Below are 24,467 nucleotides of genomic sequence, written 5' to 3'. Positions count from 1 at the left end.
TCATGCTTATTTTAAAAAATGTTACCGCCGTGCAGTTGCATCCGGCGATGGTGATGGAAAACGTTGATATCGCCATCGACGGCGATGAAATCCTTGCGGTCGGGCCAGCGTTAACCCAACGCTACCCGGATGCGTCATACAAAGAGATGCATGGCCGGGTGGTAATGCCCGGCATCGTCTGCTCGCATAACCATTTTTACTCGGGGCTGTCGCGCGGTATTCAGGCGAAGATCGATCCCTGCCCGGATTTTATCTCCACGCTGAAAAACCTCTGGTGGCGGCTGGACCGGGCGCTGGATGAGGAATCGCTTTATTACAGCGGTCTGATTTGCTCGCTTGAAGCCATCAAAAGCGGCTGTACCGCGGTTATCGATCACCACGCTTCGCCGGCTTACATTGCGGGCTCGCTGGACACGCTGCGCAACGCGTTTATCAAAGTGGGCTTGCGCGGGATGACCTGCTTCGAAACCACCGACCGCAACGGTGGATTGAAAGAGCTCCAGGCGGGCGTTGAAGAGAATATCCGCTTCGCGAAGCATATTGATGCGGCGAAAGAGAAAGGCCAGCAGCCATACCTGGTGGAAGCCCATATCGGCGCGCATGCGCCCTTCACCGTACCCGATGCCGGATTAGCGATGCTCAGCGAAGCCGTCAAAGTCACCGGGCGCGGGTTGCATATTCATGCGGCAGAAGACAGCTATGACGTCTCCCATAGCCATCACCACTACGGCAAAGACCTGCTGGCGCGACTGGCGGAATACGACCTTATCGACAGCAAAACGCTGATCGCCCACGGGCTGTACCTTTCCGCTGACGATATCACGCTGCTGAACGACAAAGACGGTTTCCTGGTGCATAACGCCCGTTCCAATATGAACAACCACGTGGGCTACAACCATCAGCTCACCCGTATTCGTAACCTGGCGCTCGGTACCGATGGCATTGGTTCCGACATGTTTGAAGAGATGAAATTCGCCTTCTTCAAACACCGTGACGCCGGCGGCCCGCTGTGGCCGGACAGCTTCGCCCGCGCCCTTACTAACGGCAACGCGCTACTGAGCCGCAACTTCCACGCCAAATTTGGCCGCCTGGAAGCCGGGTACAAAGCGGATCTGACCATTTGCGATTACGCCTCGCCAACGCCGCTGCTGGCAGAAAACGTCGCCGGGCATATCGCGTTCGGTCTCGGTTCGTCGAGCGTGCACAGCGTGATGGTGAATGGCGTGATGGTCTACGAAGACCGCCAGTTCGCTTTTGATTGTGAACCTGTCTATGCGCAAGCACGAAAAATCGCCGCCCGGATGTGGCAACGCATGGATGCACTGAATTAAAACCTGGCGCCTCCCGGCTAGCGGGAGGCGAAAAATGAGGGTGAATTATGATTGAGCAATTTCTTACACCAGGCTCCATCGAGCAGGCGCTGGAACTTAAGCAGCGTTATCAGAATGATGCCGTCTGGTTTGCCGGCGGCAGCAAGCTAAATTCCGCGCCGGGCCGCACTGAAAAAACCGTGGCGATCTCGCTTCAGAGATTGTCCCTCGACTGGATCGACTGGGATAACGACTGCCTGCGCATCGGCGCAATGACCACGCTGCAAACCCTGCGTGACAGCCATCATCTGCCCCCGGCGCTGTATGAGGCACTGGGCTTTGTTTACTCCCGCCACCTGCGCAACCAGTCCACCTTAGGCGGAGAAATCGCCGCCATTGAACAGGAGTCGGTGTTAATTCCGGTTTTGCTGGCGCTGGATGCGGTATTGGTGTTTGGCGACGGCGAAACCGTGGCGCTGGAAAGTTATCTCGCGCAGCCTGTCGGTCGTCTGATTACCGAAATCATTATTAAAGACCCTTACCGTGCCTGTTCAACCCGCAAAATTAGCCGTTCCCAGGCGGGACTCACGGTACTCACCGCCGCCGTGGCTATCGATGAAGACAATAAAGTGCGCATCGCGCTGGACGGCGTCGCGGATCGCCCATTGCGGCTACGGGATGTGGAGGCACAACGGCTGGACGGCGAGCGGCTTGAAGCCGCCGTCGGCGCGGCGATTTTCCCGCGTGACGATGTGCGCGGCAGCGTGGCCTACAAGCGTTATATCGCCGGTGTAGTCGTGGCTGACCTGTACGCGGACTGCCAGCAGAAGGGAGAGGAAATCCAATGATCATTCAATTTACGCTCAACGGCAGCGCGCATCAGCTTGATGCCCATCCCGGCGCGAACGTCCAGAAACTGCTGTTTGGGCTGGGAATGCACTCGGTACGTAACAGCGACGACGGCTTCGGCTTTGCCGGTTCGGACGTGATCCTGTTTAATGGCCGCCTGATTAACGCCTCACTGCTGATTGCCGCCCAACTGGAAAACGCCAAAATCACCACGGCGGAATCGTTAGGGAAATGGAATCAACTCAGCCTGGTGCAACAGGCGATGGTGGACGTCGGCGTCGTTCAGTCAGGCTATAACGACCCTGCCGCTGCGCTGATTATTACCGAATTACTGGATCGCATCGCCAAACCGACCCGCGATGAGATTGACGATGCGCTATCTGGCCTGTTCAGCCGCGACGCCGGCTGGCAACAATACTACCAGGTGATCGATCTGGCGGTGGCGCGCAAAGCCGATCCCAACGCCACCTGCACCGTGGCGCCCACCTTCCGTGACGATCTGGCCGTGGTCGGTAAGATCCACCCGAAAACCGACGCCGCTAAAATGGTCCAGGCCAAGCCCTGTTACGTGGAAGATCGCATTACGTCGGATGCCTGCACCATCAAAATGCTGCGCAGCCCCCACGCGCACGCGCTGATAACCCACCTTGACGTCAGTAAAGCCGAAGCGCTGCCCGGCGTGGTGCACGTGATCACCTGGCGCAACTGCCCGGATATTTACTACACCCCCGGTGGGCAAAGCGCGCCGGAACCCTCACCGCTCGACCGACGCATGTTCAGTAAAAAACTGCGTCACGTGGGCGACCGCGTGGCGGCGGTTGTCGCCGAAAGCGAAGAGATTGCGTTGCAGGCGCTGGAACTGATCGACGTGCAATACCAGGTGCTTAAACCGGTGATGTCGATTGATGAAGCCATGGCGGAAGACGCGCCGGTGGTTCACGACGAGCCGGTGGTGTATGTCGCGGGCGCGCCGGATACGCTGGAAGAAGACAATAGAAAAGCCGTCCAGCGCGATGAGCATATGATTATCAACTTCCCGATTGGCTCGCGTCCGGCGAAGAATATCGCCGCCAGCATTCATGGCCACATCGGCGACGTTGAGCGCGGCTTTGCCGACGCGGACGTGATTATCGAACGCACCTATTCGTCAACCCAGGCCCAGCAGTGCCCGACCGAAACCCACATTTGCTTTACCCGCATGGACGGCGACCGGCTGGTGATCCATGCCTCCACCCAGGTGCCGTGGCACGTGCGTCGCCAGGTGGCGCGCATCGTCGGTCTGAAGCAAAACAAAGTACATGTGATTAAAGAGCGCGTGGGCGGCGGTTTCGGGTCGAAGCAGGACATTTTGCTGGAAGAAGTGTGCGCCTGGGCCACCTGCGTGACGGGCCGCCCGGTCTGGTTCCGCTACACCCGTGAAGAAGAGTTTATCGCCAATACCTCGCGCCACGTGGCGAAAGTCACTGTTAAGCTGGGGGCCAAAAAAGACGGGCGCTTAACGGCCATCAATATGGATTTCCGCGCCAACACCGGGCCGTTCGGCAACCACTCGCTGACGGTGCCCTGTAACGGCCCGGCGCTCTCGCTGCCGCTCTATCCGTGCGATAACGTCGATTTCCAGGTGACGACCTATTACAGCAACATCTGTCCAACCGGGGCCTATCAGGGCTACGGCGCGCCGAAAGGCAACTTCGCCATCACTATGGCGCTGGCGGAGCTGGCGGAGCAGTTGCAGATCGACCAACTGGAGATTATCGAGCGCAACCGCGTTCACGAAGGCCAGGAGCTGAAGATCCTCGGCGCGATTGGCGAAGGTAAAGCGCCGACCTCAGTGCCCTCCGCCGCCAGTTGCGCGCTGGAAGAGATCCTGCGCCAGGGCAGGGAGATGATCCAGTGGGATTCGCCGAAACCCAGCGAAGGCGACTGGAAGATCGGTCGCGGTGTGGCGATCATCATGCAGAAATCCGGCATCCCGGATATCGATCAGGCTAACTGCATGATCAAACTGGAATCTGACGGCACCTTTATTGTCCATTCCGGCGGCGCGGATATCGGCACCGGGCTGGATACGGTGGTCAGCAAACTGTCTGCGGAAGTCCTGCGCTGCCCGCTGGAAGATGTGCATGTCATTTCCGGCGACACCGACCACGCGCTGTTCGATAAAGGCGCTTATGCTTCGTCCGGCACCTGCTTCTCCGGCAACGCGGCGCGTATGGCCGCCGAAAACCTGCTGAAGAAAATCCAGTTCCACGGCGCGCAAATGCTCGGCGAACCGGAAAGCGACGTCACCATTGTTGCGCCTGGCATCGTACGCGGTAAGAAAGGTGAAGTGACTTACGGGCAGATCGCCCATAAAGCGGAAACCGGCACCGGGTTCGGCACGCTGGTGGCAACGGCCTGCTACATCACGCCGGAATTCGCCTTCCCGTACGGGGCCAACTTTGCCGAAGTGGCGGTGAACACCCGCACCGGCGAGATCCGGCTGGATAAATTCTATGCCCTGCTCGACTGCGGCACGCCGGTTAACCCGGATCTCGCCCTGGGGCAGATCTATGGCGCAACGATGCGCGCCATCGGTCACAGCCTGATGGAAGAGATCATTTACGACGACGAAGGCCATCCGATCACCCGTGATTTACGCAGCTACGGCGCGCCCAAAATTGGCGACATCCCGCGCGACTTCCGCGCAGTGCTGGTGCCAAGCGATGACAAAGTCGGGCCGTTCGGCGCGAAGTCCATCTCTGAGATTGGCGTAAACGGGGCTGCCCCCGCTATCGCTACCGCCATTCATGACGCCTGCCAGGTCTGGCTGCGGGAATGGCATTTCACCCCGGAGAAGATCCTCAGCGCATTAGGAAAATTGTAATTGTGCAGGCCGCTTCGGCGGCCTGTTTCCAACGATTCAATGCCTCACAACATAAGCGTCTGCATAAAGAGCGTGTACCGGCTCAGGGCTTGCTGTACCTGAAATTCGGGTGGTTTAGAGCAGATTTTTATTAATTGAATCAGATGATCATATTTGCTTAACAGGAGTAAAGGGATGTCTGATATATCGCACAAAGGTTCGGATCTTATTTATGAGTTAGAAGATAATCCACCGTTCCACCAAACCCTGATTGGTGCCATAACCCACCTGCTGGCAATTTTTGTGCCGATGGTGACCCCCGCGCTGATTGTCGGCGCTGCGCTGCAACTCTCAACCGAAACCACCTCTTACCTGGTTTCCATGGCGATGATCGCCTCCGGCGTCGGCACCTGGCTCCAGGTGAATCGCTACGGGCATATCGGCTCAGGTTTACTGTCTATTCAGTCGGTCAATTTCTCGTTCGTTACGGTGATGATTGCGCTGGGCAGCAGCATGAAAAGCGACGGCCTGCATGAAGAACTGATCATGTCGGCGCTGCTGGGCGTGTCGTTCGTGGGCGCGTTTTTAGTGGTCGGCTCCTCGTTTATTCTGCCCTACCTGCGCCGGGTTATCACCCCTACCGTCAGCGGCGTGGTGGTGCTGATGATCGGCCTGAGCCTGATCAAAGTCGGCATAATCGATTTTGGCGGCGGGTTTGCCGCCAAAAGCAGCGGCACCTTCGGCAACTATGAAAACATCGGCGTCGGTCTGCTGGTACTGCTGGTGGTCATCGGCTTTAACTGCTGCCGCAGCCCGCTTTTGCGCATGGGCGGCATCGCGATTGGCCTGATTGTCGGCTACATCGTGTCGTTCTGCCTGGGCATGGTGGACTTCAGCAGTATGCGCAATCTGCCGCTGGTCACCGTCCCGATCCCGTTCAAATACGGTTTTGAATTCAACTTTCATCACTTCCTGGTGGTCGGCACCATTTATCTGCTGAGCGTGCTGGAAGCCGTCGGGGATATCACCGCCACCGCGATGGTCTCGAACCGCCCTATCAAAGGCGAAGAGTACCAGTCGCGCCTGAGGGGCGGCGTGCTGGCTGATGGGCTGGTGTCGGTGATCGCCTCCGCCGTTGGCTCGTTGCCGCTCACCACCTTTGCCCAGAATAACGGCGTGATCCAGATGACCGGCGTGGCTTCCCGCTATGTGGGGCGGTTTATCGCCGTAATGTTAGTTGTCCTCGGTCTGTTCCCGAGCATAGGGCGCTTCTTTACTACCATCCCCGCACCGGTGCTCGGCGGTGCAATGACGCTAATGTTCTCGATGATCGCCATCGCCGGGATCCGCATCATCATCACCAACGGCCTGAAACGCCGGGAAACCCTGATTGTCGCCACCTCGTTAGGGCTGGGCCTGGGCGTTTCCTACGATCCGGCGATCTTCCAGGTGCTGCCAGCCTCTATCTACGTGCTGGTTGAAAACCCCATTTGCGCAGGCGGCCTGACCGCCATCCTGCTGAATTTGTTGATTCCGCTCGGGCAGAAGCAAGAAGAGCCAGTGCCCCATGCGGTTGAAGAACTGGATTAACCATTAAGGAGTCGATCATGTCAGGCGAACAGACGCTAAAAGCCGTGCGCGGGAGCTTTCTCGATATTACCCGCACCGTTGAGCATCCAGAGGAAATCGAGTCCGCGTTGCGTTTTGTGGAAGACGGGCTGCTGTTGATCCGCGACGGTAAAGTGGCGTGGTTTGGGCAATGGGAAGAGGGAAAATCGCAAGTTCCTTCCTCTATTCGCGTGCGCGATTACAGAGGCAAAATCGTGGTGCCGGGGTTTGTCGATACCCATATTCACTATCCGCAAAGTGAAATGGTCGGTGCCTATGGCGAGCAGCTACTGGAGTGGCTGAATAAACACACCTTCCCCACCGAACGCCGCTATCAGGATGCGGAATACGCCAGGGAAATGTCGACCTTCTTCCTTAAACAGCTGTTACGCAACGGCACCACCACGGCGCTGGTATTCGGCACGGTGCACCCGGAATCGGTGGACGCGCTGTTCGAGGCCGCCAGCCAAATCAATATGCGGATGATCGCCGGGAAAGTGATGATGGACCGCAACGCCCCGGACTATTTGCTGGACGACGCCGAAAGCAGCTATCTGCAAAGCAAAGCGCTGATTGAGCGCTGGCATAAAAATGGCCGCCTGCTGTATGCCATCACCCCGCGCTTCGCCCCGACCTCCACGCCGGAACAGCTGGCGATGGCGCAACGGCTGCGCGAGGAGTATCCCGACACCTGGCTGCATACCCATCTTTGCGAAAACAAGCAGGAAATCGCCTGGGTGAAAGAGTTGTTTCCGGAACACGACGGCTATCTGGATGTGTATCACCAGTACGGGCTAACCGGGAAACGCAGCGTGTTTGCCCACTGCGTACACCTGGAGGAAAAAGAGTGGGATTGCCTGAGCAAAACCGGGTCCAGCATTGCGTTCTGCCCGACCTCCAACCTCTATCTCGGCAGTGGTTTGTTCAATCTACAACAGGCGTGGCGCAAAAAAATCAAAGTGGGTATCGGCACCGATATCGGCGCGGGCACCACCTTCAACATGCTCCAGACGCTGAACGAGGCTTATAAAGTGGTGCAGCTACAGGGCTACCGGCTCTCCGCTTACGAGGCATTTTATCTGTCGACATTGGGCGGCGCGCATTCGCTGGGGCTGGACCATTGCATCGGCAACTTTACGCCGGGTAAAGAGGCCGATTTTGTGGTGCTGGAACCCACCGCTACCCCGCTCCAGCAACTGCGCTACGACAACTCCGTCTCACTGGTGGACAAGCTGTTCGTGATGATTACGCTCGGCGACGATCGCTCAATTTACCGTACCTACGTCGATGGCCGTCTGGTTTATGAACGCACCTGATTATTACAATGTTAACTGAGGGCATTCTTATGTCTGGCGATACGCTACACACACCCAATACCGCGCAGCCGCGCAATGCACTGGACCATTATTTTAAAATCTCCGAGCGCGGCAGCACCACGCGCCAGGAGATCCTGGCGGGTTTAACCACCTTTCTGGCGATGGTCTATTCGGTCATCGTGGTGCCGGGGATGTTAGGCAAAGCGGGCTTTCCGCCGGGCGCGGTGTTTGTCGCGACCTGTCTGGTGGCGGGCTTTGGCTCGCTGCTGATGGGGTTGTGGGCAAACCTGCCGATGGCGATTGGCTGCGCCATTTCGCTAACCGCGTTTACCGCATTCAGCCTGGTGCTCGGCCAGCAGATCAGTATCCCGGTGGCGCTTGGCGCGGTGTTTCTGATGGGGGTGATTTTCACCGCCATTTCCGTGACCGGCGTGCGCACCTGGATCTTACGTAATCTGCCGATGGGCATTGCCCACGGCACCGGTATCGGGATCGGCCTGTTCCTGTTGCTGATCGCCGCCAACGGCGTCGGCATGGTGATCAAAAACCCGCTGGAAGGTTTACCGGTGGCACTGGGCTCCTTTACCTCTTTTCCGGTGATGATGAGCCTGTTGGGCCTGGCGATGATCTTCGGGCTGGAGAAGTCACGCATTCCTGGCGGGATCCTGTTGGTGATTATCGGCATCTCGATCATTGGGTTAATTTTCGACCCGGCGGTGAAGTATCACGGGCTGGTGGCGATGCCGAGCCTGAGCGGTGAAGACGGCAAGTCGCTGATTTTCAGCCTGGATATTATGGGCGCGCTGCAACCGCACGTGCTGCCCAGCGTGCTAGCGTTAGTGATGACCGCGGTGTTTGACGCCACTGGCACCATTCGCGCCGTGGCGGGCCAGGCCAATTTGCTGGATAAAGATAACCAGATTATTAACGGCGGTAAGGCGCTGACCAGCGACTCGGTGAGTTCGATTTTCTCCGGGTTAGTGGGCGCGGCACCGGCGGCGGTGTATATCGAATCGGCGGCGGGAACGGCGGCGGGCGGTAAAACCGGCCTGACGGCGGTGGTGGTCGGCGCGTTGTTCTTGTTGATCCTGTTCTTGTCACCGCTGTCGTATCTGATACCGGGTTACGCCACCGCGCCTGCGCTGATGTACGTTGGCCTGTTGATGCTGAGCAACGTCTCAAAACTCAACTTCAACGATTTTATCGACGCCATGTCTGGCCTGGTGTGCGCGGTGTTTATCGTGCTGACCTGTAATATCGTTACCGGGATTATGCTGGGCTTCGTGACGCTGGTGGTTGGCCGGGTGTTTGCCCGTGAATGGGATCGCTTGAACATCGGTACGGTGGTGATTGCCGCCGTGTTAGTGATTTTCTATGCCGGGGGCTGGGCGATTTAACCTTCTGATAAAAAGAAAAAACCCGCTTCGCGAAGCGGGTTTTTTATTGGCGGTAACTAAACGGCCAGCTGGCTTGCGGCGTTGCGCTCAAACATCGCCAGCATATCCCGCGCTGCCTGATGCCCGGCCGCCATCGCCGTGACCACTAAATCCGCGCCGTGCACCGCATCACCCCCGGCAAACACGTTATCGCGGGTTGTTTGCGTTGCCAGTCGCCGCGCGCCGCCGGTGATGATGAGCCCATCGTCATCTCGCCGCACGCCGCTGCCCTGGAGCCACGGCATCGCGTGAGGCCGGAAGCCAAACGCCATAATCAGCACATCGGCGGGCAGTTCAAATTCAGAACCGGCTATCGGCTGGGGCCGCCGCCGCCCATCCGCGCCTGCTGCGCCCATCTCGGTGCGAATCAGCCCAATACCGCTCACCTGGCCGCGCGCGTTACGGGCAATGTACTGCGGCTGGACGTTGAATAAGAATTCCACGCCCTCTTCCCGGGCATTGGTCACCTCCTTGCGCGAGCCTGGCATACTGGCTTCATCCCGGCGATAGGCGCAGGTGACGCTGGCCGCCTCGCGCCGCGCCGAGGTACGCAGGCAGTCCATCGCGGTATCCCCACCGCCCAGCACCACCACCTGCTTACCTTTCAGTTCGGTCCACGGGTAGTCGGGTGAATCCTCCAGGCCCATCACCCGTCGGGTATTGGCGATTAAAAACGGCAGCGCCTGAATCACGCCATGCGCATCTTCATGCTCCAGCCCGGCGGTCATTAATCCATACGTTCCCATCGCAAGGAAGACCGCGTCGTACTCTTCGGTTAATTGATGGAACGTCTTATCGCGGCCAATCTCGCAGTTAAGATGAAACTGAATGCCCATCTCGCTGAAAATTTCGCGCCGCTGGCTTAATAGCGATTTGTCTAACTTGAACGGCGGAATGCCGAAGGTCAGCAGCCCGCCGATTTCCGGATGGCGGTCAAACACGTCGACTTTTACGCCTTCGCGCGCCAGGAAATCGGCGCAGCCTAATCCGGCAGGCCCTGCGCCAATCACCGCGACCCGCTCGCGGCGCGGCAGTGCGGGAATAAAGGTGGGCCGCCAGCCCATTTTCAGCGCGCTGTCGGTAATATAGCGTTCGAGGTTGCCGACGGTGACCGCGCCGCTGCGGTTTTTCAGGGTGCAGGCCCCTTCACACAGGCGATCCTGCGGGCAAACGCGACCACATATTTCGGGTAATGAGCTGGTCTGGTGGGAAAGCTGTGCCGCCTCTTTAATTCGCCCCTGTTGAACCAGGCGGATCAAATCAGGAATGGCGTTATGCACCGGGCAGGTCCAGTTACACCAGGCTTTCTGCGCGCAGTACAGGCAGCGCTCGCTTTCATAGCTGGCCTGCGCAGGGTCCAGCCCGTGATAGATCTCATCAAAATGGGTTTTGCGCTCGGCGGCGTCGCGCTTTTCCGCGCCCTTGCGCGGCGGCTTACGCAAGATAATTTTGTTCGGCGGCTCCGGCATAAACCCCTGCGGGTTCGCCGCCTGCAACTGGCGGGCGCGGCGCAGCTTGCCGAGCCCGTTACCGTCCATCACGCGTAACGCCTGGGTCGGGCAATGGGTCACGCAGGCAGGCTGGGCGTTTTCCACCGACTGGCAGAGATCGCATTTCTGCGCCAGTAGGCCTTTCTGCCCGGGGGCGACGACAATATCAATCGCGCCAAACGGGCAGGCCACCAGGCAGCTTTTACAGCCGATACAGCGCGCAGGATCCAGCTGGATAACGTCGCTCTCATAGTGCAGTGCATCCACCGGGCAGCTTTTGACGCAGGGCGCATCCAGACAATGTTTGCAGGTTACCGCGCAACTGTGTTCGCCATTGAAAATCACACGAATGCGCGGCAGGAAATCGCTGCGCTGATGCGGCCAGCCGTCGTTATGTGCAACCACACAGGCAACCTCACAAGCGCGACAACCGATGCACTCCCTGGCATCGGCGACAATCAATCTGTTCATAGGCATCCTTTATGTTTCGGTTTGTGAAATTACGTTTCTGATAGCAATGCAAGAACCGGGCGATGTTGTGATTTCCCCGCAGGCAAAGAGAAATGTTGTGAATGCCATCAAATTAATCGCGCCAGAACTGTGGCAAGCGGTTTTCTAAGGCAGTGGTTGCGCTCTCAGAATGAGAGGCGGGAATGAGGCATAAAGAACGATTTTATCCTCACGCGATCCTGAGATTACCGATCCACAATGAACCGCCTGCGTTATCAATCTGAGAATCTGCGTTTTTATCAAATGCAAACGCTTGCGTGGCGATCCCTGCTGAAGTCTGCCCAAAGCGGCAACTTTGTGAACTCCTCCGCGTTTTAATCACTTCCTTCCGCCTGAACGAAAAACTGGCACTTTCTGAGCATGGTGTCAGGGGTTGGCAACCGTAATCACATCACGGCAGATCCGGGTCGTCTCAGACCGTCGTCAGAGGAAGCCGTATTCACGCAGGCAGCGCCTGGTCTGCTCGCGGGTTTAACAAAAGGAAGGCATTCATGAGTACGCTTGATTCACGACCACAAACGCTCCCCCACGATAGCGCCGCGCCGACGGACGAAGTCGATCGCGTGTTGTCTCCGGCAAAATTGTGCATTCTCGGATTACAGCATGTGCTGGTGATGTATGCCGGTGCGGTGGCGGTGCCGCTAATGATTGGCGACCGGCTCGGGCTTGATAAGGAAACCATCGCGCTGCTAATCAGTTCCGATTTGTTCTGCTGCGGCGTGGTGACCCTGCTGCAATGTCTGGGCGTGGGCCGGTTTATGGGGATTCGGTTGCCGGTGATTATGTCTGTGACCTTCGCTGCGGTAACGCCGATGATCGCCATTGGCCTCAACCCGGATATCGGCCTGACGGGGATCTTCGGGGCGACGATCGCGGCGGGCTTGATCACCACCCTGCTGGCCCCAGTGATTGGCCGCCTGATCCCGCTGTTCCCGCCACTGGTGACCGGTGTGGTGATCACCTCGATTGGGCTAAGCATTATTCAGGTGGGCATCGACTGGGCGGCGGGCGGCAGAGGCAACCCGCATTATGGCGATCCGGTTTATCTGTGCATCTCGTTTGCCGTGCTGCTGTTTATTCTGGTGGTGACCCGCTTTGCTAAAGGGTTTATGTCTAACGTCGCGGTGCTGCTGGGGATCGTGTTTGGCTTTGTGCTGTCGCTGATGGTGAATGAAGTGAATCTGACCGGCCTGCACGATGCCAAATGGTTTGCCATCGTCACGCCGATGGCGCTGGGCACGCCGGTATTCGATCCGGTGTCGATCCTCACCATGACTGCCGTGTTGATTATCGTGTTTATCGAATCGATGGGGATGTTTCTGGCGCTCGGGGAGATCGTCGGGCGCAAACTGACCTCGCAGGATATCGTGCGCGGCCTGCGGGTGGACGGCGTCGGCACGCTGTTTGGCGGATTGTTTAACAGCTTCCCGCACACCTCGTTTTCACAAAACGTCGGGCTGGTGAGCGTGACCCGCGTCTATAGCCGCTGGGTGTGCGTGGCGGCGGGGATCATTTTGATCCTCTTCGGCATGGTGCCGAAAATGGCGGTGCTGGTGGCGTCTATCCCGCAATTCGTGCTGGGCGGCGCGGGGCTGGTGATGTTCGGAATGGTGCTCGCCACGGGCATTCGCATTCTTGCCCGCATCAATTACACCACGAACCGTTATAACCTCTATATCGTGGCGATAAGCCTGGGCGTGGGGATGACGCCGATGCTGTCCCACAACTTTTTCTCACAGTTCCCCGCCATCCTCCAGCCGCTGCTGCACAGCGGGATCATGCTCGCGACCTTTAGCGCGGTGACGCTGAATCTGTTTTTCAACGGTTACCACCCACAAACCGGGCTGGCGGAAGAGCCGTCGTGCGTTAGCGGCAAGTCGGTGAGAACGGTGCGGATGTGGCTGCTGTTGCGCAAAGTGAAGAAAAATCAGGAATCGGGGGAGTGAGATAAAAAAAGCCCCGGTGTGAAAACCGGGGCTGATGATAAGTCAGAAAACTTATTTAACCGGACGCATCGCCGGGAATAGGATCACGTCGCGAATGGTGTGGCTGTTGGTGAACAGCATAACCATACGGTCGATACCAATGCCCAGGCCCGCGGTCGGCGGCAGGCCGTGTTCCAGCGCGGTCACATAGTCTTCGTCATAGAACATGGCTTCGTCGTCACCCGCATCTTTGGCATTCACCTGATCCTGGAAACGCTGCGCCTGGTCTTCCGCGTCGTTCAGCTCGCTAAAGCCGTTACCGATTTCACGGCCACCGATAAAGAATTCAAAGCGATCGGTGATTTCCGGGTTCTCGTCGTTACGACGCGCCAGCGGAGACACTTCTGCCGGGTATTCGGTGATGAAGGTCGGCTGGATCAGATGCGCTTCTGCTACTTCTTCGAAGATCTCGGTCACGATGCGGCCCAGACCCCAGCTCTTCTCAACCTTGATGCCGATGGATTCAGCAATCGCTTTGGCGGAGTCGAAGTTGTCCAGATCGGCCATATTGGTTTCTGGACGGTATTTCTTGATCGCTTCGCGCATGGTCAGTTTTTCGAACGGCTTGCCGAAGTCGAACACTTCATCGCCGTAAGGCACTTCGGTTTTGCCCAGCACGTCCTGCGCCAGGGTGCGGAACAGCGATTCGGTCAGCTCGATCAGATCTTTGTAATCCGCATACGCCATGTAGAGTTCCATCATGGTGAACTCTGGGTTATGACGCACCGAGATACCTTCGTTACGGAAGTTACGGTTGATTTCGAACACGCGCTCGAAGCCGCCAACCACCAGACGCTTCAGGTACAGTTCCGGCGCGATACGCAGGTACATGTCCAGATCCAGCGCGTTGTGATGGGTGATAAACGGACGGGCAGACGCGCCGCCAGGGATCACCTGCATCATCGGGGTTTCCACTTCCATAAAGCCGCGGCCCACCATGAACTGACGGATACCCGCCAGGATCTGTGAACGCACTTTGAAGGTGTTGCGGGATTCATCGTTAGAGATGAGATCCAGGTAACGCTGGCGGTAGCGCGCTTCCTGATCCTGCAGGCCGTGGAATTTATCCGGCAGCGGGCGCAGGGCTTTGGTCAACAGACGCAGTTCGGTACAGTGAATCGACAGCTCGCCGGTTTTGGTTTTAAACAGCTTGCCGCGCGCCGCCAGGATATCGCCCAGATCCCACTTTTTAAATTGCTCGTTGTAAACGCCTTCCGGCAGATCGTCGCGGGCAACGTACAGCTGAATGCGGCCGCCAACGTCCTGCAGGGTTACGAAAGAGGCCTTACCCATAATGCGGCGGGTCATCATACGACCGGCCACCGCCACTTCTACGTTCAGCGCTTCCAGCTCTTCGTTTTCTTTGGCATCAAATTCAGCGTGCAGTTGGTCAGAGGTGTGGTCGCGACGGAAATCGTTCGGGAACGCGACGCCCTGCTCACGCAGTTGCGCCAGCTTCTCGCGACGAGTCTGGAGTTCGTTATTAAGATCGACTACCGCATCTGCGTTCTGCGCGTGTTGTTCAGACATGTTGGTTCCTCATAACCCTGCTTTCAAACTTGCTTCGATGAATTTGTCCAGATCGCCATCCAGCACCGCCTGCGTGTTACGGGTCTCAACACCGGTACGCAAGTCTTTGATGCGGGAGTCATCCAGTACGTAAGAGCGGATCTGGCTGCCCCAGCCGATATCCGATTTGTTGTCTTCCAGCGCCTGTTTCTCAGCGTTTTTCTTCTGCATTTCAAGCTCATACAGCTTTGCTTTCATCTGCTTCATAGCCTGATCTTTGTTCTTGTGCTGAGAACGGTCATTTTGGCATTGCGTCACCGTACCGGTCGGAACGTGGGTAATACGCACCGCGGATTCCGTACGGTTAACGTGCTGGCCGCCCGCGCCGGATGCGCGATAAACGTCGATGCGCAGATCCGCCGGGTTGATTTCGATATCGATATCATCATCCACTTCCGGGTAGACAAACGCGGAACTGAACGAAGTATGGCGACGGCCGCCGGAGTCAAACGGACTCTTGCGCACCAGGCGGTGAACGCCGGTTTCAGTGCGCAACCAGCCGAATGCATATTCGCCGGAAATCTTGATGGTGGCGGATTTAATACCGGCCACTTCGCCTTCGGATTCTTCGATAACTTCGGTTTTGAAGCCGCGTGCTTCAGCCCAGCGCAGGTACATACGCAGCAGCATACTGGCCCAGTCCTGGGCTTCGGTGCCGCCGGAACCGGCCTGCAGGTCGAGATAGCAGTCGGCGCTGTCGTATTCGCCGGAGAACATACGGCGGAATTCCAGCTGCGCCAGTTTGGCATCAAGCTGCTCGAGCTCAACAACGGCTTCGTTGAAGGTTTCTTCATCATCGGCTTCTACCGCCAGTTCCAGCAGACCGGTGACATCTTCCAGGCCCTGGTTTAACTGGTCCAGCGTATCGACGATGGCTTCCAGAGACGAGCGCTCTTTACCCAGCGCCTGGGCGCGTTCGGGCTCGTTCCAGACGTCAGGCTGTTCAAGTTCAGCGTTTACTTCTTCGAGACGTTCTTTCTTTGCATCGTAGTCAAAGATACCCCCTAAGAACGTCGGTGCGCTCGGTGAGGTCCTGAATACGGTTTTTTACCGGGTTAATTTCAAACATGGTCAATATGATCTTTAAGTGATGACGGTAGTCAGAATGCGGTCGTAAGGGCGAAAGTTTACCGGAAATTCGCCCTTTTTTATAGCGAAACTGGCGTTAAAGCGGCCAGAGATGGTCGATTATTAGCTGCAGGCTGCGATTGCCGCGAAACTCGTTGATATCCAGCTTATAAACGATTTCCACCTCGCGTACCCCCGCGTCGGGCCAGCGGGCAGTATCGACGTTAAACGCGATGCCGTCTAACAGCGGGCCGCCCTGCGCGGGTTCCAGCATGACTTTGAGGTGCCGCTCGCCCACCAGCCGCTGCTGCAACAGGCGAAAACGCCCGTCAAACACCGGTTCCGGGAACGCCTGGCCCCACGGGCCGGCATCGCGCAGCATCTCCGCGATGTCCAGCGTCATCTCTTGCGGTTGCAGCGGGCCGTCGGACCACACTTCCCCTTCGAGTAACGCCGGATCGAGCCATTGCTCCACCAGTTCCGCAAAACGCTGCTGGAAGGTCTCGATTTTTGAGGCTTCCAGCGACAGGCCCGCGGCCATGGCATGACCGCCGAATTTGAGGATCAGCCCCGGATTCAGCGTATCGAGCCGCTCCAGCGCATCGCGCAGATGCAGCCCGGGAATCGAACGGCCTGAGCCTTTGAGCGTGCCGTCGCCCGCAGGCGCGAACGCGATCACCGGGCGATGGAACCGCTCTTTGATGCGCGACGCCAGAATCCCCACCACGCCCTGGTGCCATTCAGGATGATAAATCGCCAGCCCGATCGGCAGTTCGTCTGCGCTTTTCAGGCAGGCATCGCACAGCGCCAGCGCTTCCGCCTGCATACCCTGTTCGATCTCTTTACGGGTCTGGTTCAGGGCATCCAGTTCATTCGCCAGTACGCGCGCTTCGCCGGGGTTATCGCACAGCAGCAGCGCCACGCCCACCGACATGTCATCCAGCCGCCCGGCGGCGTTTAAACGCGGGCCGAGGGCGAACCCCAGATCGCTTGCCGCCAGCTTTTGCGGGTCGCGGTTAGCGATTTCCAACAGTGCGCGAATGCCTGGCCGGCATTTCCCGGCGCGAATGCGGCTCAACCCCTGCCAGGTCAAAATACGGTTATTGGCATCGAGCGGCACCACGTCCGCCACGGTGCCTAATGCCACTAAATCGAGATATTCCGCCAGATTGGGAATAGCGATGCCCTGCTCGTCAAACCAGCCCTTGTCGCGCAAGTGGCTGCGCAGCGCCAACATCAGGTAAAACGCCACACCGACGCCCGCCAGAGATTTCGACGGGAATTCACAGTCCGGCAGATTAGGATTGATGATGGCTTCGGCGGCTGGCAACGTGGCGCCGGGCAGATGATGATCGGTCACCAACACCGGAATACCGTACTGATGCGCGTGCTCCACGCCCGCATGGGAGGAAATGCCGTTATCCACCGTCATGATAAGCTCAGCGCCCAGCGCTTTTGCCTGATCCACCACTTCCGGGCTCAAGCCGTAGCCGTCTTCAAAACGGTTCGGCACCAGATAACCAATCTCTTTCCCGCCGAGACTGCGTAGCGCCAGCACGCTAAGCGCAGTGCTGGTTGCGCCGTCGGCGTCAAAATCACCCACTACCACAATGCGCTGCGCGGTTTTAAACGCCTGATACAGCATCTCGACGGCGGCATTGATGCCGGTTAACTGCTGCCAGGGAAGCATGCCTTTTACGCTGCGCTCGAGATCTTCCGCGCCGCGCACGCCCCGGCTGGCATAAAGCCGTTTTAACAGCGGCGAAAGCGTCGACGGCAAAACGGCGGTTTCATCAACCGTCCGCCGACGGAGTTGCGATTGTTGCGTCACCCGTTATTGCCCGCTGGTCTGTTTCTGATGTTCGTCGAGGAAGGCTTTCATCTCTTTCGGCCCCTGATAGCCCGGCACCACGTAGCCGTTGCTCAACACAATCGCTGGAGTACCGGTCACGCCAAACTGCACGCCCAGCGCGTAGTGATCGGCGATGTCGATATCGCAACTGGTTGCGGGTACGGATTTGCCATTCATGGCATCATCAAAGGCTTTATTGCGGTCTTTGGCGCACCAGATAGATTTCATGTCTTTCTCCGCCTGGCTCTGAATGCCCTGACGCGGGAACGCCAGATAACGCACGGTGATGCCCAGTGCGTTATAGTCTTTCATCTCTTCATGCAGCTTATGGCAATAGCCGCAGGTGATATCGGTAAATACCGTGATCACGTGTTTTTCCTGCGGGGCTTTATAGACAATCATCTCTTTTTCGAGCTGGACGAGTTTGCCCATCAGCAGCTTGTTGGTCACATTGATCGGCGAGCTGCCGCTGACGTCGTACAGCGGCCCCTGAATAATGTGTTTGCCGTCTTCGGTGACATACAGCACGCCGCTGCCGGTCAGCACGGTTTTCAGGCCCGGCACCGGAGAAGCCTGAATGTCTGCGCTTTGCACGCCCAGTTTCGCCAGCGACTGTTTAATCACCGCATCGTCAGCGTGAACCATACCGGAAACCGTGGCTGCCAGAAGGGTTAGCAGCATAAAACCTTTTTTCATAACATGTCCTTTAGTCAGCAAGCACTTACGCACGCGGGTGATGCTGTTGATGAAGTTGGCGCAGGCGTTCAGTCGCCACGTGCGTATAAATTTGGGTCGTTGATAAATCGCTATGGCCCAGCAGCATTTGCACCACGCGCAGATCCGCGCCGTGATTGAGCAAATGCGTGGCGAAGGCATGGCGTAAAACGTGAGGCGACAGTTTATCGCTATCAATACCTGCCAGTGTGGCGTAATGCTTAATGCGATGCCAGAAAGTCTGGCGCGTCATTTGTTGCGCGCGGTTACTGGGAAACAGCACATCGCTGGACTGGCCGTTGAGCAGCCACGGGCGGCCGTGTTCAAGATACTGCTCCAGCCAGTGCACCGCTTCTTCGCCCAGCGGCACCAGGCGCTCTTTATCGCCTTTACCCACCACGCGCACCACACCCTGACGCAGGCTGATATCGCTCATCACCAGCCCCACCAGTTCAGACACGCGAAGCCCGGTAGCGTAAAGCACTTCGAGCATCGCCTTGTCGCGAAGTTCAATCGGGTTGCCTTCCAGCGCAGGGGCCTGCAATAGCCGGTCAACCTGGGCTTCGCTTAAATCCTTCGGCAAGCGCTGGGGCAGTTTCGGCGAGGCCAGTTGAGCGCTGGGATCGTCCGGACGCACTTTTTCCCGGTACAAATGTTGAAACAGCCGCCGGATGGCGCTGAGCAGGCGCGCGGAACTGGTCGCCTTGTAACCGCCTTCGACGCGCTCGGCGAGCAGCCCCTGCAAATCATCACGGTTGGCGGAGAGTAAATCCCGCTCATGGTGATGAAGCCACTGCACCAGCATCGTTAAGTCCCGACGATAGGCGCTAAGGGTGTTTTCCGACAGATTCCGCTCCAGCCAGAGCGCATCCAGAAACTGTTCGATGCGGGCAATATCCTGTTCCACACGAGCCTCTCGTTTATCATGCAGGGTTGCATTATGCATGATAGCGACCGCGATCTGGTACACTGAGCCACCCGCACAGCAAGAAATGAGATGTAATCGCGATGAAAATGGGTCTTTTTTATGGTTCCAGCACCTGTTACACCGAAATGGCGGCGGAAAAAATCCGTGACATTATCGGGCCGGAGCTGGTTACGTTACATAACCTGAAAGATGACGCCCCGGCGCTGATGGCGCAGTACGACGTGTTGATCCTCGGCATTCCGACCTGGGATTTCGGTGAAATTCAGGAAGACTGGGAAGCCGTCTGGGATCAACTGGATACGCTGGACCTCGACGGAAAAATCGTTGCGCTGTACGGCATGGGCGACCAGCTCGGCTACGGCGAATGGTTCCTCGACGCTTTAGGCATGCTGCACGATAAGCTGCTGCCAAAAGGCGTGAAGTTCGTGGGTTACTGGCCTACGGAAGGGTATGAATTTACCAGCCCGAAACCGGTGATAGCTGATGGTCAGCTGTTTGTCGGCCTCGCGCTGGATGAAACCAATCAATACGATTTAAGTGACGAGCGTATTGAGCAGTGGTGTGAACAAATACTCGGAGAAATGGCAGAACATTTCTCCTGAGTGATTATGAAGGGCGGCCGCTTTGCGGTTGTTGCAACAGCACCCGGCGCAAATCGCGCCATTCACTGGCATCCATACTGTCCGCCGCAAGCCACAAATGCTGGCTGCGCTGCGTCTCTGGATGCCGTAAACGCAGCAGCATACCGCTTTGCAGCATCCACGGCGCGCCGGTCAATTCCCATTCCACGCCCTGCCAGCGTAGCCGGTAATCCATCGTAAGCTTCACCTCACCCTGCAGCGAATGAATACGCCGCTGGCTGCGCACGCAATCAAACACCACCAATGACAGTAAAACTAACCAAACCGGCATATAACTTAACGGCCAGGGCAGCAGCAGGATGACCGCTGCGACAATGCCGTGCAGCATGAGAGAAAACCACTGTGCGCGCCACGAGACGCGCAGATCAGATTGCCACAGGACCACGATCCCGGTTCCGCGTCTGAATCAGTTGCACCATGCGCTGCAATTCACTGTCTACAGGCTTACCGTGATTCATTAACCAGTTGAAAAGATCGGGATCGTCGCATTCGAGCAGGCGAATAAACACGCGTTTATCGTCATCGCTCAGAGAGTCGTACTCATGTTCAAAGAACGGCATGATAGAGATATCCAGCTCGCGCATCCCGCGACGGCATGCCCAGTGGATACGGGCTTTATTATTAATATCCATGATTGCTTTCCTGGGTAATCACTCTGGGAGATGCCTGCTAGTGTAACTCTTTTTCGGCACTTCATTTAATGGAATGTTGTCATTTACGCGTCATCTTCCAAAAAACCTTATTAAAAATGAAACTATTACGCGTTTTTTGCGTGAAATCTCGTAAAAGAAAAAGACGGCACGAATGGCAATGTCAAAGCGCTTGCAATGTCTTGTGGCTCTTTTACCATTAGTCTCATTCGACTCTGCATGATGAACCGGGGCACTTTTATGGCATTTAATCCGTTTCCACCGCGCCAGCCAACGGCTGCCGCTCGACTGCCTTTAACGCTTATCTCCCTCGAGGACTGGGCGCTGGCGACCATCACCGGCGCTGATAGCGAAAAGTATATGCAAGGCCAAGTCACGGCGGATCTTGCGCTGATGACGGAAAACCAACATCTGCTGGTGGCCCACTGCGACGCGAAAGGAAAAATGTGGAGCAACCTGCGCCTGTTTCGCCAGAATGAAGGCTTCGCCTGGATCCAGCGCCGCAGCGTACGCGACGCGCAACTCACTGCGCTGAAAAAGTATGCCGTGTTCTCGAAGGTTACTATTACGCCGGACGACAACGCGGTGCTGTTAGGCGTGGCGGGTTTCCAGGCGCGCGCCGCCCTGGCGAACCACTTTTCCGTCTTACCGGATGCGGATAACCCGGCGGTCCATGACGACGACACCACCCTGCTCTGGCTACCATTGCCCGCAGAGCGTTTCCTGCTGATCACCACAGAGGAAAAAGCGCAGCAGCTTACCGAAAGCTTGCGCGGCGAGGCCCAGCTCAACGCCAGCCAACAGTGGCTGGCGCTGGATATCGAAGCCGGTTATCCGATTATCGATGAAGCCAATAGCGCGCAATTTATTCCCCAGGCGACCAACCTTCAGGCCTTTGGCGGCATTAGCTTTAAAAAGGGCTGCTATACCGGCCAGGAGATGGTGGCACGCGCAAAATTCCGCGGTGCCAACAAGCGCGCGCTCTGGACGCTGGTCGGAAACGCCAGCCGCACGCCAGCGCCAGCGGAAGATCTGGAATTGAAAATGGGCGACAACTGGCGACGTACCGGGACCGTGCTGGCTGCCGTGAAGCTGGACGACGGCACCGTGCGCGTTCAGGTGGTGATGAATAACGACATGGAAAGCGCCAGCGTCTTCCGGGTGCGTGATGAACCCAGCCACACGCTGGCGATTGAGCCGTTGCCGTATTCGTTAGAAGAGGCGTGATGAAATGCCCTTCGCTGCGGCGAAGGGCATCCATTTCTCCTGTTGGGTTAACCATTTTTCACTGCGCCTCTCGTGCTCATGAATGCAGGATCTCCCGCGATAAGGGGCATTTATCCGCACTCTCTTGAATACAAGCGATAGCAGTTAAATAATAATCAACCCAAGGCTAACGGAAATTATTTTAGTCATGCCCGCGCCACATCAGAAAAATCCAATATCTAAATATACGGAATCAGGTTTAAATACCGCGCACGTTATTCATGCCGAATTGTAATTGGTTTAATAACGCCCATCTTAGGGTAAGGCATGAATAAATAATGATCCACCCACCCTTTCGTAATAATTTTGCACGCGACGACACAAGAAAATGAATCATCAGCATATCCAGACTTTACTTTATATCTTGCGCTCACCGGGCGCATTCGATCACGTTGCAACGTGGGGGTGCATCATCGTAGCCAGCGCTGTTGGCGGCGGATTAGGTAGTCTCTTTGGGCTACTCGTGCGTTAATGCGTAACATCGTTATCAGGTAAAATGAAGTCCGCCACAAGTGCGGATTTTTTTATTTCCTCGCCAATTAAATATACATTTAATTAACGCTATAAATACCCTTAATGCAGATCAGCAACAGGACAGTAAATTAAAATCTCATCTTGTCCGAATAAAATTAAAAGCGCCTTTTACTTTGACCAAACGCAATATCAGACATTCTCTTTCCCCCTACATTCACGCCGCCCATAACAGGGCCATTAAACATTTAGGGGTTCTATTAATGAAAAAAATTATTACCGCCGCACTGGCCATGGCATCACTGTCTGCACTTGCCGGTCAACATACAATAACTGGCGGCTATGCTCAGACATCTGTGAAAGATGCGTATTCCATCGTGACCAATGATGATATCAATCCTAAGGGTATTAACCTCAAATATGGTTATGAGCCTGACGATTCAAAACTCGGCATCATGACGTCGTTAACCATCACTGGTGAGGAAAACGAACTCCATACGCCTTATGGCAAAGTTAAAGAAGAGATCGGCTACGGCTCATTAATGGGCGGCGTGAGCTACGCCGTTACCGACTGGGCCAAACCCTATGCGTTGGTAGGCGTTGCGCGTGGCGCATACAAACTGACCGCATTTGGCGATTCTGACGAAGAAACCGACACCGATTTTGCCTATGGTGCGGGTGTTCAGTTGACCCCTGTATCAGGCTTCACAATTGATGCAGGCGTTGAAGCGGCAAAAATTGGCGACGTTAAAACCACCACCTGGGTTGTTGGCGCAGGCTGGCGCTTCTGATTACCTATTGCAGTATAAAGCCCGCATTGAGCGGGCTTGTTTAAACGGGTATTAGTGCTGACCGATGTACAGATAAATCGCCAGAAAATGACACACACTGCCGCCCAGCACAAAGCCGTGCCAGATGGCGTGGTTATACGGAATGCGTTTACACACGTAGAAAATCACGCCAAGCGAATAGACAATCCCGCCTGCGGCTAACAGCGTGACTCCGCCAGGCGCGAGTTTTTCCGTTAGCTGATAAATCACAATCAGTGACAGCCAGCCCATCGCCAGGTAAGTCACCAGCGACAGCACCTTAAAGCGGTGCGCGATGGTTAATTTAAACAGGATGCCCAGCAGCGCTAATCCCCAGATGACAATCATCAGAGTGCGCGCCAGCGGTGAATCAAGCCCCACAAGTAAAAATGGGGTATAGGTCCCGGCAATCAGAAGATAGATCGCGCAGTGGTCGAATTTTTTCAGCCAGATTTTCGCTCTGGCGTGGGGGATGGCGTGATACAGCGTTGAGGCGAGAAACAGCAAAATCATGCTGCCGCCGTACAGGCTGTAGCTGGTGATCGCCATGACGTTAGCATTGGCGTCCACCGCCTGAATCAGCAGCAGTACCAACCCAACGATCCCGAACACCAGCCCAATACCGTGGCTGATGCTATTGGCTATTTCCTCAGCCAGTGAATATCCCTTCTCAATTAATGGTTTGCTAACCATGAGGCGACTCCGGGGAAACTGAATATAAAAGCAGCTTCAATAGCCTAATTGAGAATGATTTCAGTGTACACCTGTTCGCTAAAATATTTATTTTACCGATGATGTACGGCGACCCGGCAAAGCCAAAACCTAAGCAGAAACCACTTCAAAAGTAATCACATATAACTGATTTACGCCGGGATAAATCTCGTTGATCACATTGCGCAGCACTTCAGGCGTCATATTCTCGTGGCGGGCATGTTCGTCGGTTAACGCGTTCAGCAACGTCGGCGTGACGCTCAGGACCTTAATGGTACAGAAGTAGCCGTCGTCTTCGTAGCGCCCTACCCGCAGAATTTGCCCCGGTTTGAAATGCGCCTCGCTCTCGTCGCGGATTGTAATGGTTTTACGCCCAGCCAGAATGTCGCTCTCAAAACGCTTAAAGAAAGTAATATCGTTCATAAGGTTCTCGTTGAAG

Annotated in this window: 20 protein-coding genes; 10 read left to right on the top strand and 10 right to left on the bottom strand. The window is 56.4% G+C overall.

Annotation, left to right across the window (positions count from 1 at the left end):
• The first annotated feature begins 2 nt into the window (after positions 1-2).
• The 6 genes from ssnA (at position 3) to ACVV26_RS03885 (ending at position 9,325) form a co-directional block, all read left to right on the top strand.
• Entirely contained in the window at positions 3-1,331 is a 1,329-nt protein-coding gene (gene ssnA, locus ACVV26_RS03910) for a putative aminohydrolase SsnA (RefSeq protein WP_474800080.1), read from the top strand.
• A gap of 47 nt (positions 1,332-1,378) precedes the next feature.
• On the top strand, positions 1,379-2,158 hold the full coding sequence (ygfM, locus tag ACVV26_RS03905) for a molybdopterin-dependent oxidoreductase FAD-binding subunit (protein WP_474800079.1): 780 nt from the start codon (positions 1,379-1,381) through the stop codon (positions 2,156-2,158).
• Positions 2,155-5,025, top strand: coding sequence for a molybdopterin-dependent oxidoreductase Mo/Fe-S-binding subunit (locus tag ACVV26_RS03900; RefSeq protein ID WP_474800078.1), 2,871 nt, complete (start codon positions 2,155-2,157; stop codon positions 5,023-5,025). The genes ygfM and ACVV26_RS03900 overlap by 4 nt, the downstream gene beginning before the upstream one ends.
• 174 nt (positions 5,026-5,199) lie before the next feature.
• Positions 5,200-6,594 carry a nucleobase:cation symporter-2 family protein gene (locus ACVV26_RS03895; protein WP_474800077.1) on the top strand — a complete coding sequence of 465 codons (1,395 nt, stop codon included), beginning with the start codon at positions 5,200-5,202 and terminating at the stop codon, positions 6,592-6,594.
• 17 nt (positions 6,595-6,611) lie between these two features.
• Positions 6,612-7,928 carry a guanine deaminase gene (gene guaD / locus ACVV26_RS03890; RefSeq protein ID WP_312980776.1) on the top strand — a complete coding sequence of 439 codons (1,317 nt, stop codon included), beginning with the start codon at positions 6,612-6,614 and terminating at the stop codon, positions 7,926-7,928.
• Positions 7,929-7,957: 29 nt separating this feature from the next.
• Positions 7,958-9,325, top strand: coding sequence for an NCS2 family permease (locus ACVV26_RS03885; RefSeq protein WP_474800076.1), 1,368 nt, complete (start codon positions 7,958-7,960; stop codon positions 9,323-9,325).
• A gap of 56 nt (positions 9,326-9,381) precedes the next feature.
• On the opposite strand, the gene ACVV26_RS03880 is transcribed toward ACVV26_RS03885, so the two are convergent.
• Positions 9,382-11,325 carry an FAD-dependent oxidoreductase gene (locus ACVV26_RS03880; protein WP_474800075.1) on the bottom strand — a complete coding sequence of 648 codons (1,944 nt, stop codon included), beginning with the start codon at positions 11,323-11,325 and terminating at the stop codon, positions 9,382-9,384.
• A 530-nt stretch (positions 11,326-11,855) separates the two neighbouring features.
• Between ACVV26_RS03880 and ACVV26_RS03875 the strand changes: the two genes are divergently transcribed.
• A complete protein-coding gene (locus ACVV26_RS03875; protein ID WP_474800073.1) occupies positions 11,856-13,310 on the top strand; it encodes a nucleobase:cation symporter-2 family protein in 1,455 nt (484 codons plus the stop codon).
• A gap of 51 nt (positions 13,311-13,361) precedes the next feature.
• Here ACVV26_RS03875 and lysS read toward each other — a convergent pair whose 3' ends face one another.
• The 5 genes from lysS to xerD all read right to left on the bottom strand — a co-directional run bounded on the left by lysS (position 13,362) and on the right by xerD (position 19,459).
• Positions 13,362-14,879, bottom strand: a complete 1,518-nt coding sequence (gene lysS / locus ACVV26_RS03870; RefSeq protein WP_312980764.1) for a lysine--tRNA ligase — start codon at positions 14,877-14,879, stop codon at positions 13,362-13,364.
• 9 nt (positions 14,880-14,888) lie between these two features.
• Positions 14,889-15,987, bottom strand: a protein-coding gene (gene prfB / locus ACVV26_RS03865) for a peptide chain release factor 2 (protein WP_312980761.1) whose coding sequence is annotated in 2 segments (ribosomal slippage) — positions 14,889-15,911 and positions 15,913-15,987 — 1,098 coding nt in all. Because the reading frame shifts where the segments join, the coding sequence is not laid out codon by codon here.
• A 96-nt stretch (positions 15,988-16,083) separates the two neighbouring features.
• Positions 16,084-17,817 (bottom strand): single-stranded-DNA-specific exonuclease RecJ, encoded by a 1,734-nt coding sequence (gene recJ, locus ACVV26_RS03860; protein WP_474800072.1) that lies wholly within the window; start codon positions 17,815-17,817, stop codon positions 16,084-16,086.
• A 3-nt stretch (positions 17,818-17,820) separates the two neighbouring features.
• Positions 17,821-18,534: a bifunctional protein-disulfide isomerase/oxidoreductase DsbC gene (gene dsbC / locus ACVV26_RS03855; protein WP_474800071.1), complete on the bottom strand. Its 714-nt coding sequence runs from the start codon at positions 18,532-18,534 to the stop codon at positions 17,821-17,823.
• 25 nt (positions 18,535-18,559) lie between these two features.
• On the bottom strand, positions 18,560-19,459 hold the full coding sequence (gene xerD / locus ACVV26_RS03850) for a site-specific tyrosine recombinase XerD (protein WP_474801719.1): 900 nt from the start codon (positions 19,457-19,459) through the stop codon (positions 18,560-18,562).
• 101 nt (positions 19,460-19,560) lie between these two features.
• On the opposite strand from xerD, the gene fldB reads away from it, so the two are divergent.
• Entirely contained in the window at positions 19,561-20,082 is a 522-nt protein-coding gene (gene fldB / locus ACVV26_RS03845) for a flavodoxin FldB (RefSeq protein WP_312980753.1), read from the top strand.
• A 4-nt stretch (positions 20,083-20,086) separates the two neighbouring features.
• On the opposite strand, the gene ACVV26_RS03840 is transcribed toward fldB, so the two are convergent.
• Together ACVV26_RS03840 and sdhE are read right to left on the bottom strand one after the other, a co-directional pair.
• Complete coding sequence (locus ACVV26_RS03840; protein WP_313080610.1) at positions 20,087-20,506, bottom strand: protein YgfX; 420 nt, start codon at positions 20,504-20,506, stop codon at positions 20,087-20,089.
• Positions 20,487-20,753 (bottom strand): FAD assembly factor SdhE, encoded by a 267-nt coding sequence (gene sdhE, locus ACVV26_RS03835; protein ID WP_474800070.1) that lies wholly within the window; start codon positions 20,751-20,753, stop codon positions 20,487-20,489. The genes ACVV26_RS03840 and sdhE overlap by 20 nt, the downstream gene beginning before the upstream one ends.
• Positions 20,754-21,011: 258 nt before the next feature.
• On the opposite strand from sdhE, the gene ygfZ reads away from it, so the two are divergent.
• Both ygfZ and ACVV26_RS03825 read left to right on the top strand, forming a co-directional pair.
• Positions 21,012-21,998, top strand: coding sequence for a tRNA-modifying protein YgfZ (ygfZ, locus tag ACVV26_RS03830; protein WP_474800069.1), 987 nt, complete (start codon positions 21,012-21,014; stop codon positions 21,996-21,998).
• Positions 21,999-22,771: 773 nt separating this feature from the next.
• Positions 22,772-23,299: an Ail/Lom family outer membrane beta-barrel protein gene (locus ACVV26_RS03825; RefSeq protein ID WP_474800067.1), complete on the top strand. Its 528-nt coding sequence runs from the start codon at positions 22,772-22,774 to the stop codon at positions 23,297-23,299.
• Between the two features lie 51 nt (positions 23,300-23,350).
• Here ACVV26_RS03825 and trhA read toward each other — a convergent pair whose 3' ends face one another.
• The gene (gene trhA / locus ACVV26_RS03820; RefSeq protein WP_312980742.1) at positions 23,351-24,010 is read right to left on the bottom strand and encodes a PAQR family membrane homeostasis protein TrhA; all 660 of its coding nucleotides are present in this window, start codon (positions 24,008-24,010) and stop codon (positions 23,351-23,353) included.
• A gap of 129 nt (positions 24,011-24,139) precedes the next feature.
• Positions 24,140-24,451, bottom strand: coding sequence for a N(4)-acetylcytidine aminohydrolase (gene yqfB / locus ACVV26_RS03815; RefSeq protein WP_474800066.1), 312 nt, complete (start codon positions 24,449-24,451; stop codon positions 24,140-24,142).
• Between the last annotated feature and the right edge of the window lie 16 nt (positions 24,452-24,467).

The sequence above is a fragment of the Atlantibacter sp. MEI4A-1023 genome, assembly GCF_056155425.1.
This window is presented reverse-complemented; position numbering and strand designations above follow the sequence as displayed.

Excerpts from the sequence above, each read along its gene's own strand:
- ssnA (WP_474800080.1), top strand. The coding sequence starts at position 3 with ATGCTTATTTTAAAAAATGTTACCGCCGTGCAGTTGCATCCGGCGATG.
- ygfM (WP_474800079.1), top strand. The coding sequence starts at position 1,379 with ATGATTGAGCAATTTCTTACACCAGGCTCCATCGAGCAGGCGCTGGAA.
- ACVV26_RS03900 (WP_474800078.1), top strand. The coding sequence starts at position 2,155 with ATGATCATTCAATTTACGCTCAACGGCAGCGCGCATCAGCTTGATGCC.
- ACVV26_RS03895 (WP_474800077.1), top strand. The coding sequence starts at position 5,200 with ATGTCTGATATATCGCACAAAGGTTCGGATCTTATTTATGAGTTAGAA.
- guaD (WP_312980776.1), top strand. The coding sequence starts at position 6,612 with ATGTCAGGCGAACAGACGCTAAAAGCCGTGCGCGGGAGCTTTCTCGAT.
- ACVV26_RS03885 (WP_474800076.1), top strand. The coding sequence starts at position 7,958 with ATGTCTGGCGATACGCTACACACACCCAATACCGCGCAGCCGCGCAAT.
- ACVV26_RS03880 (WP_474800075.1), bottom strand. The coding sequence starts at position 11,325 with ATGAACAGATTGATTGTCGCCGATGCCAGGGAGTGCATCGGTTGTCGC.
- ACVV26_RS03875 (WP_474800073.1), top strand. The coding sequence starts at position 11,856 with ATGAGTACGCTTGATTCACGACCACAAACGCTCCCCCACGATAGCGCC.
- lysS (WP_312980764.1), bottom strand. The coding sequence starts at position 14,879 with ATGTCTGAACAACACGCGCAGAACGCAGATGCGGTAGTCGATCTTAAT.
- dsbC (WP_474800071.1), bottom strand. The coding sequence starts at position 18,534 with ATGAAAAAAGGTTTTATGCTGCTAACCCTTCTGGCAGCCACGGTTTCC.
- fldB (WP_312980753.1), top strand. The coding sequence starts at position 19,561 with ATGAAAATGGGTCTTTTTTATGGTTCCAGCACCTGTTACACCGAAATG.
- sdhE (WP_474800070.1), bottom strand. The coding sequence starts at position 20,753 with ATGGATATTAATAATAAAGCCCGTATCCACTGGGCATGCCGTCGCGGG.
- ygfZ (WP_474800069.1), top strand. The coding sequence starts at position 21,012 with ATGGCATTTAATCCGTTTCCACCGCGCCAGCCAACGGCTGCCGCTCGA.
- ACVV26_RS03825 (WP_474800067.1), top strand. The coding sequence starts at position 22,772 with ATGAAAAAAATTATTACCGCCGCACTGGCCATGGCATCACTGTCTGCA.
- trhA (WP_312980742.1), bottom strand. The coding sequence starts at position 24,010 with ATGGTTAGCAAACCATTAATTGAGAAGGGATATTCACTGGCTGAGGAA.
- yqfB (WP_474800066.1), bottom strand. The coding sequence starts at position 24,451 with ATGAACGATATTACTTTCTTTAAGCGTTTTGAGAGCGACATTCTGGCT.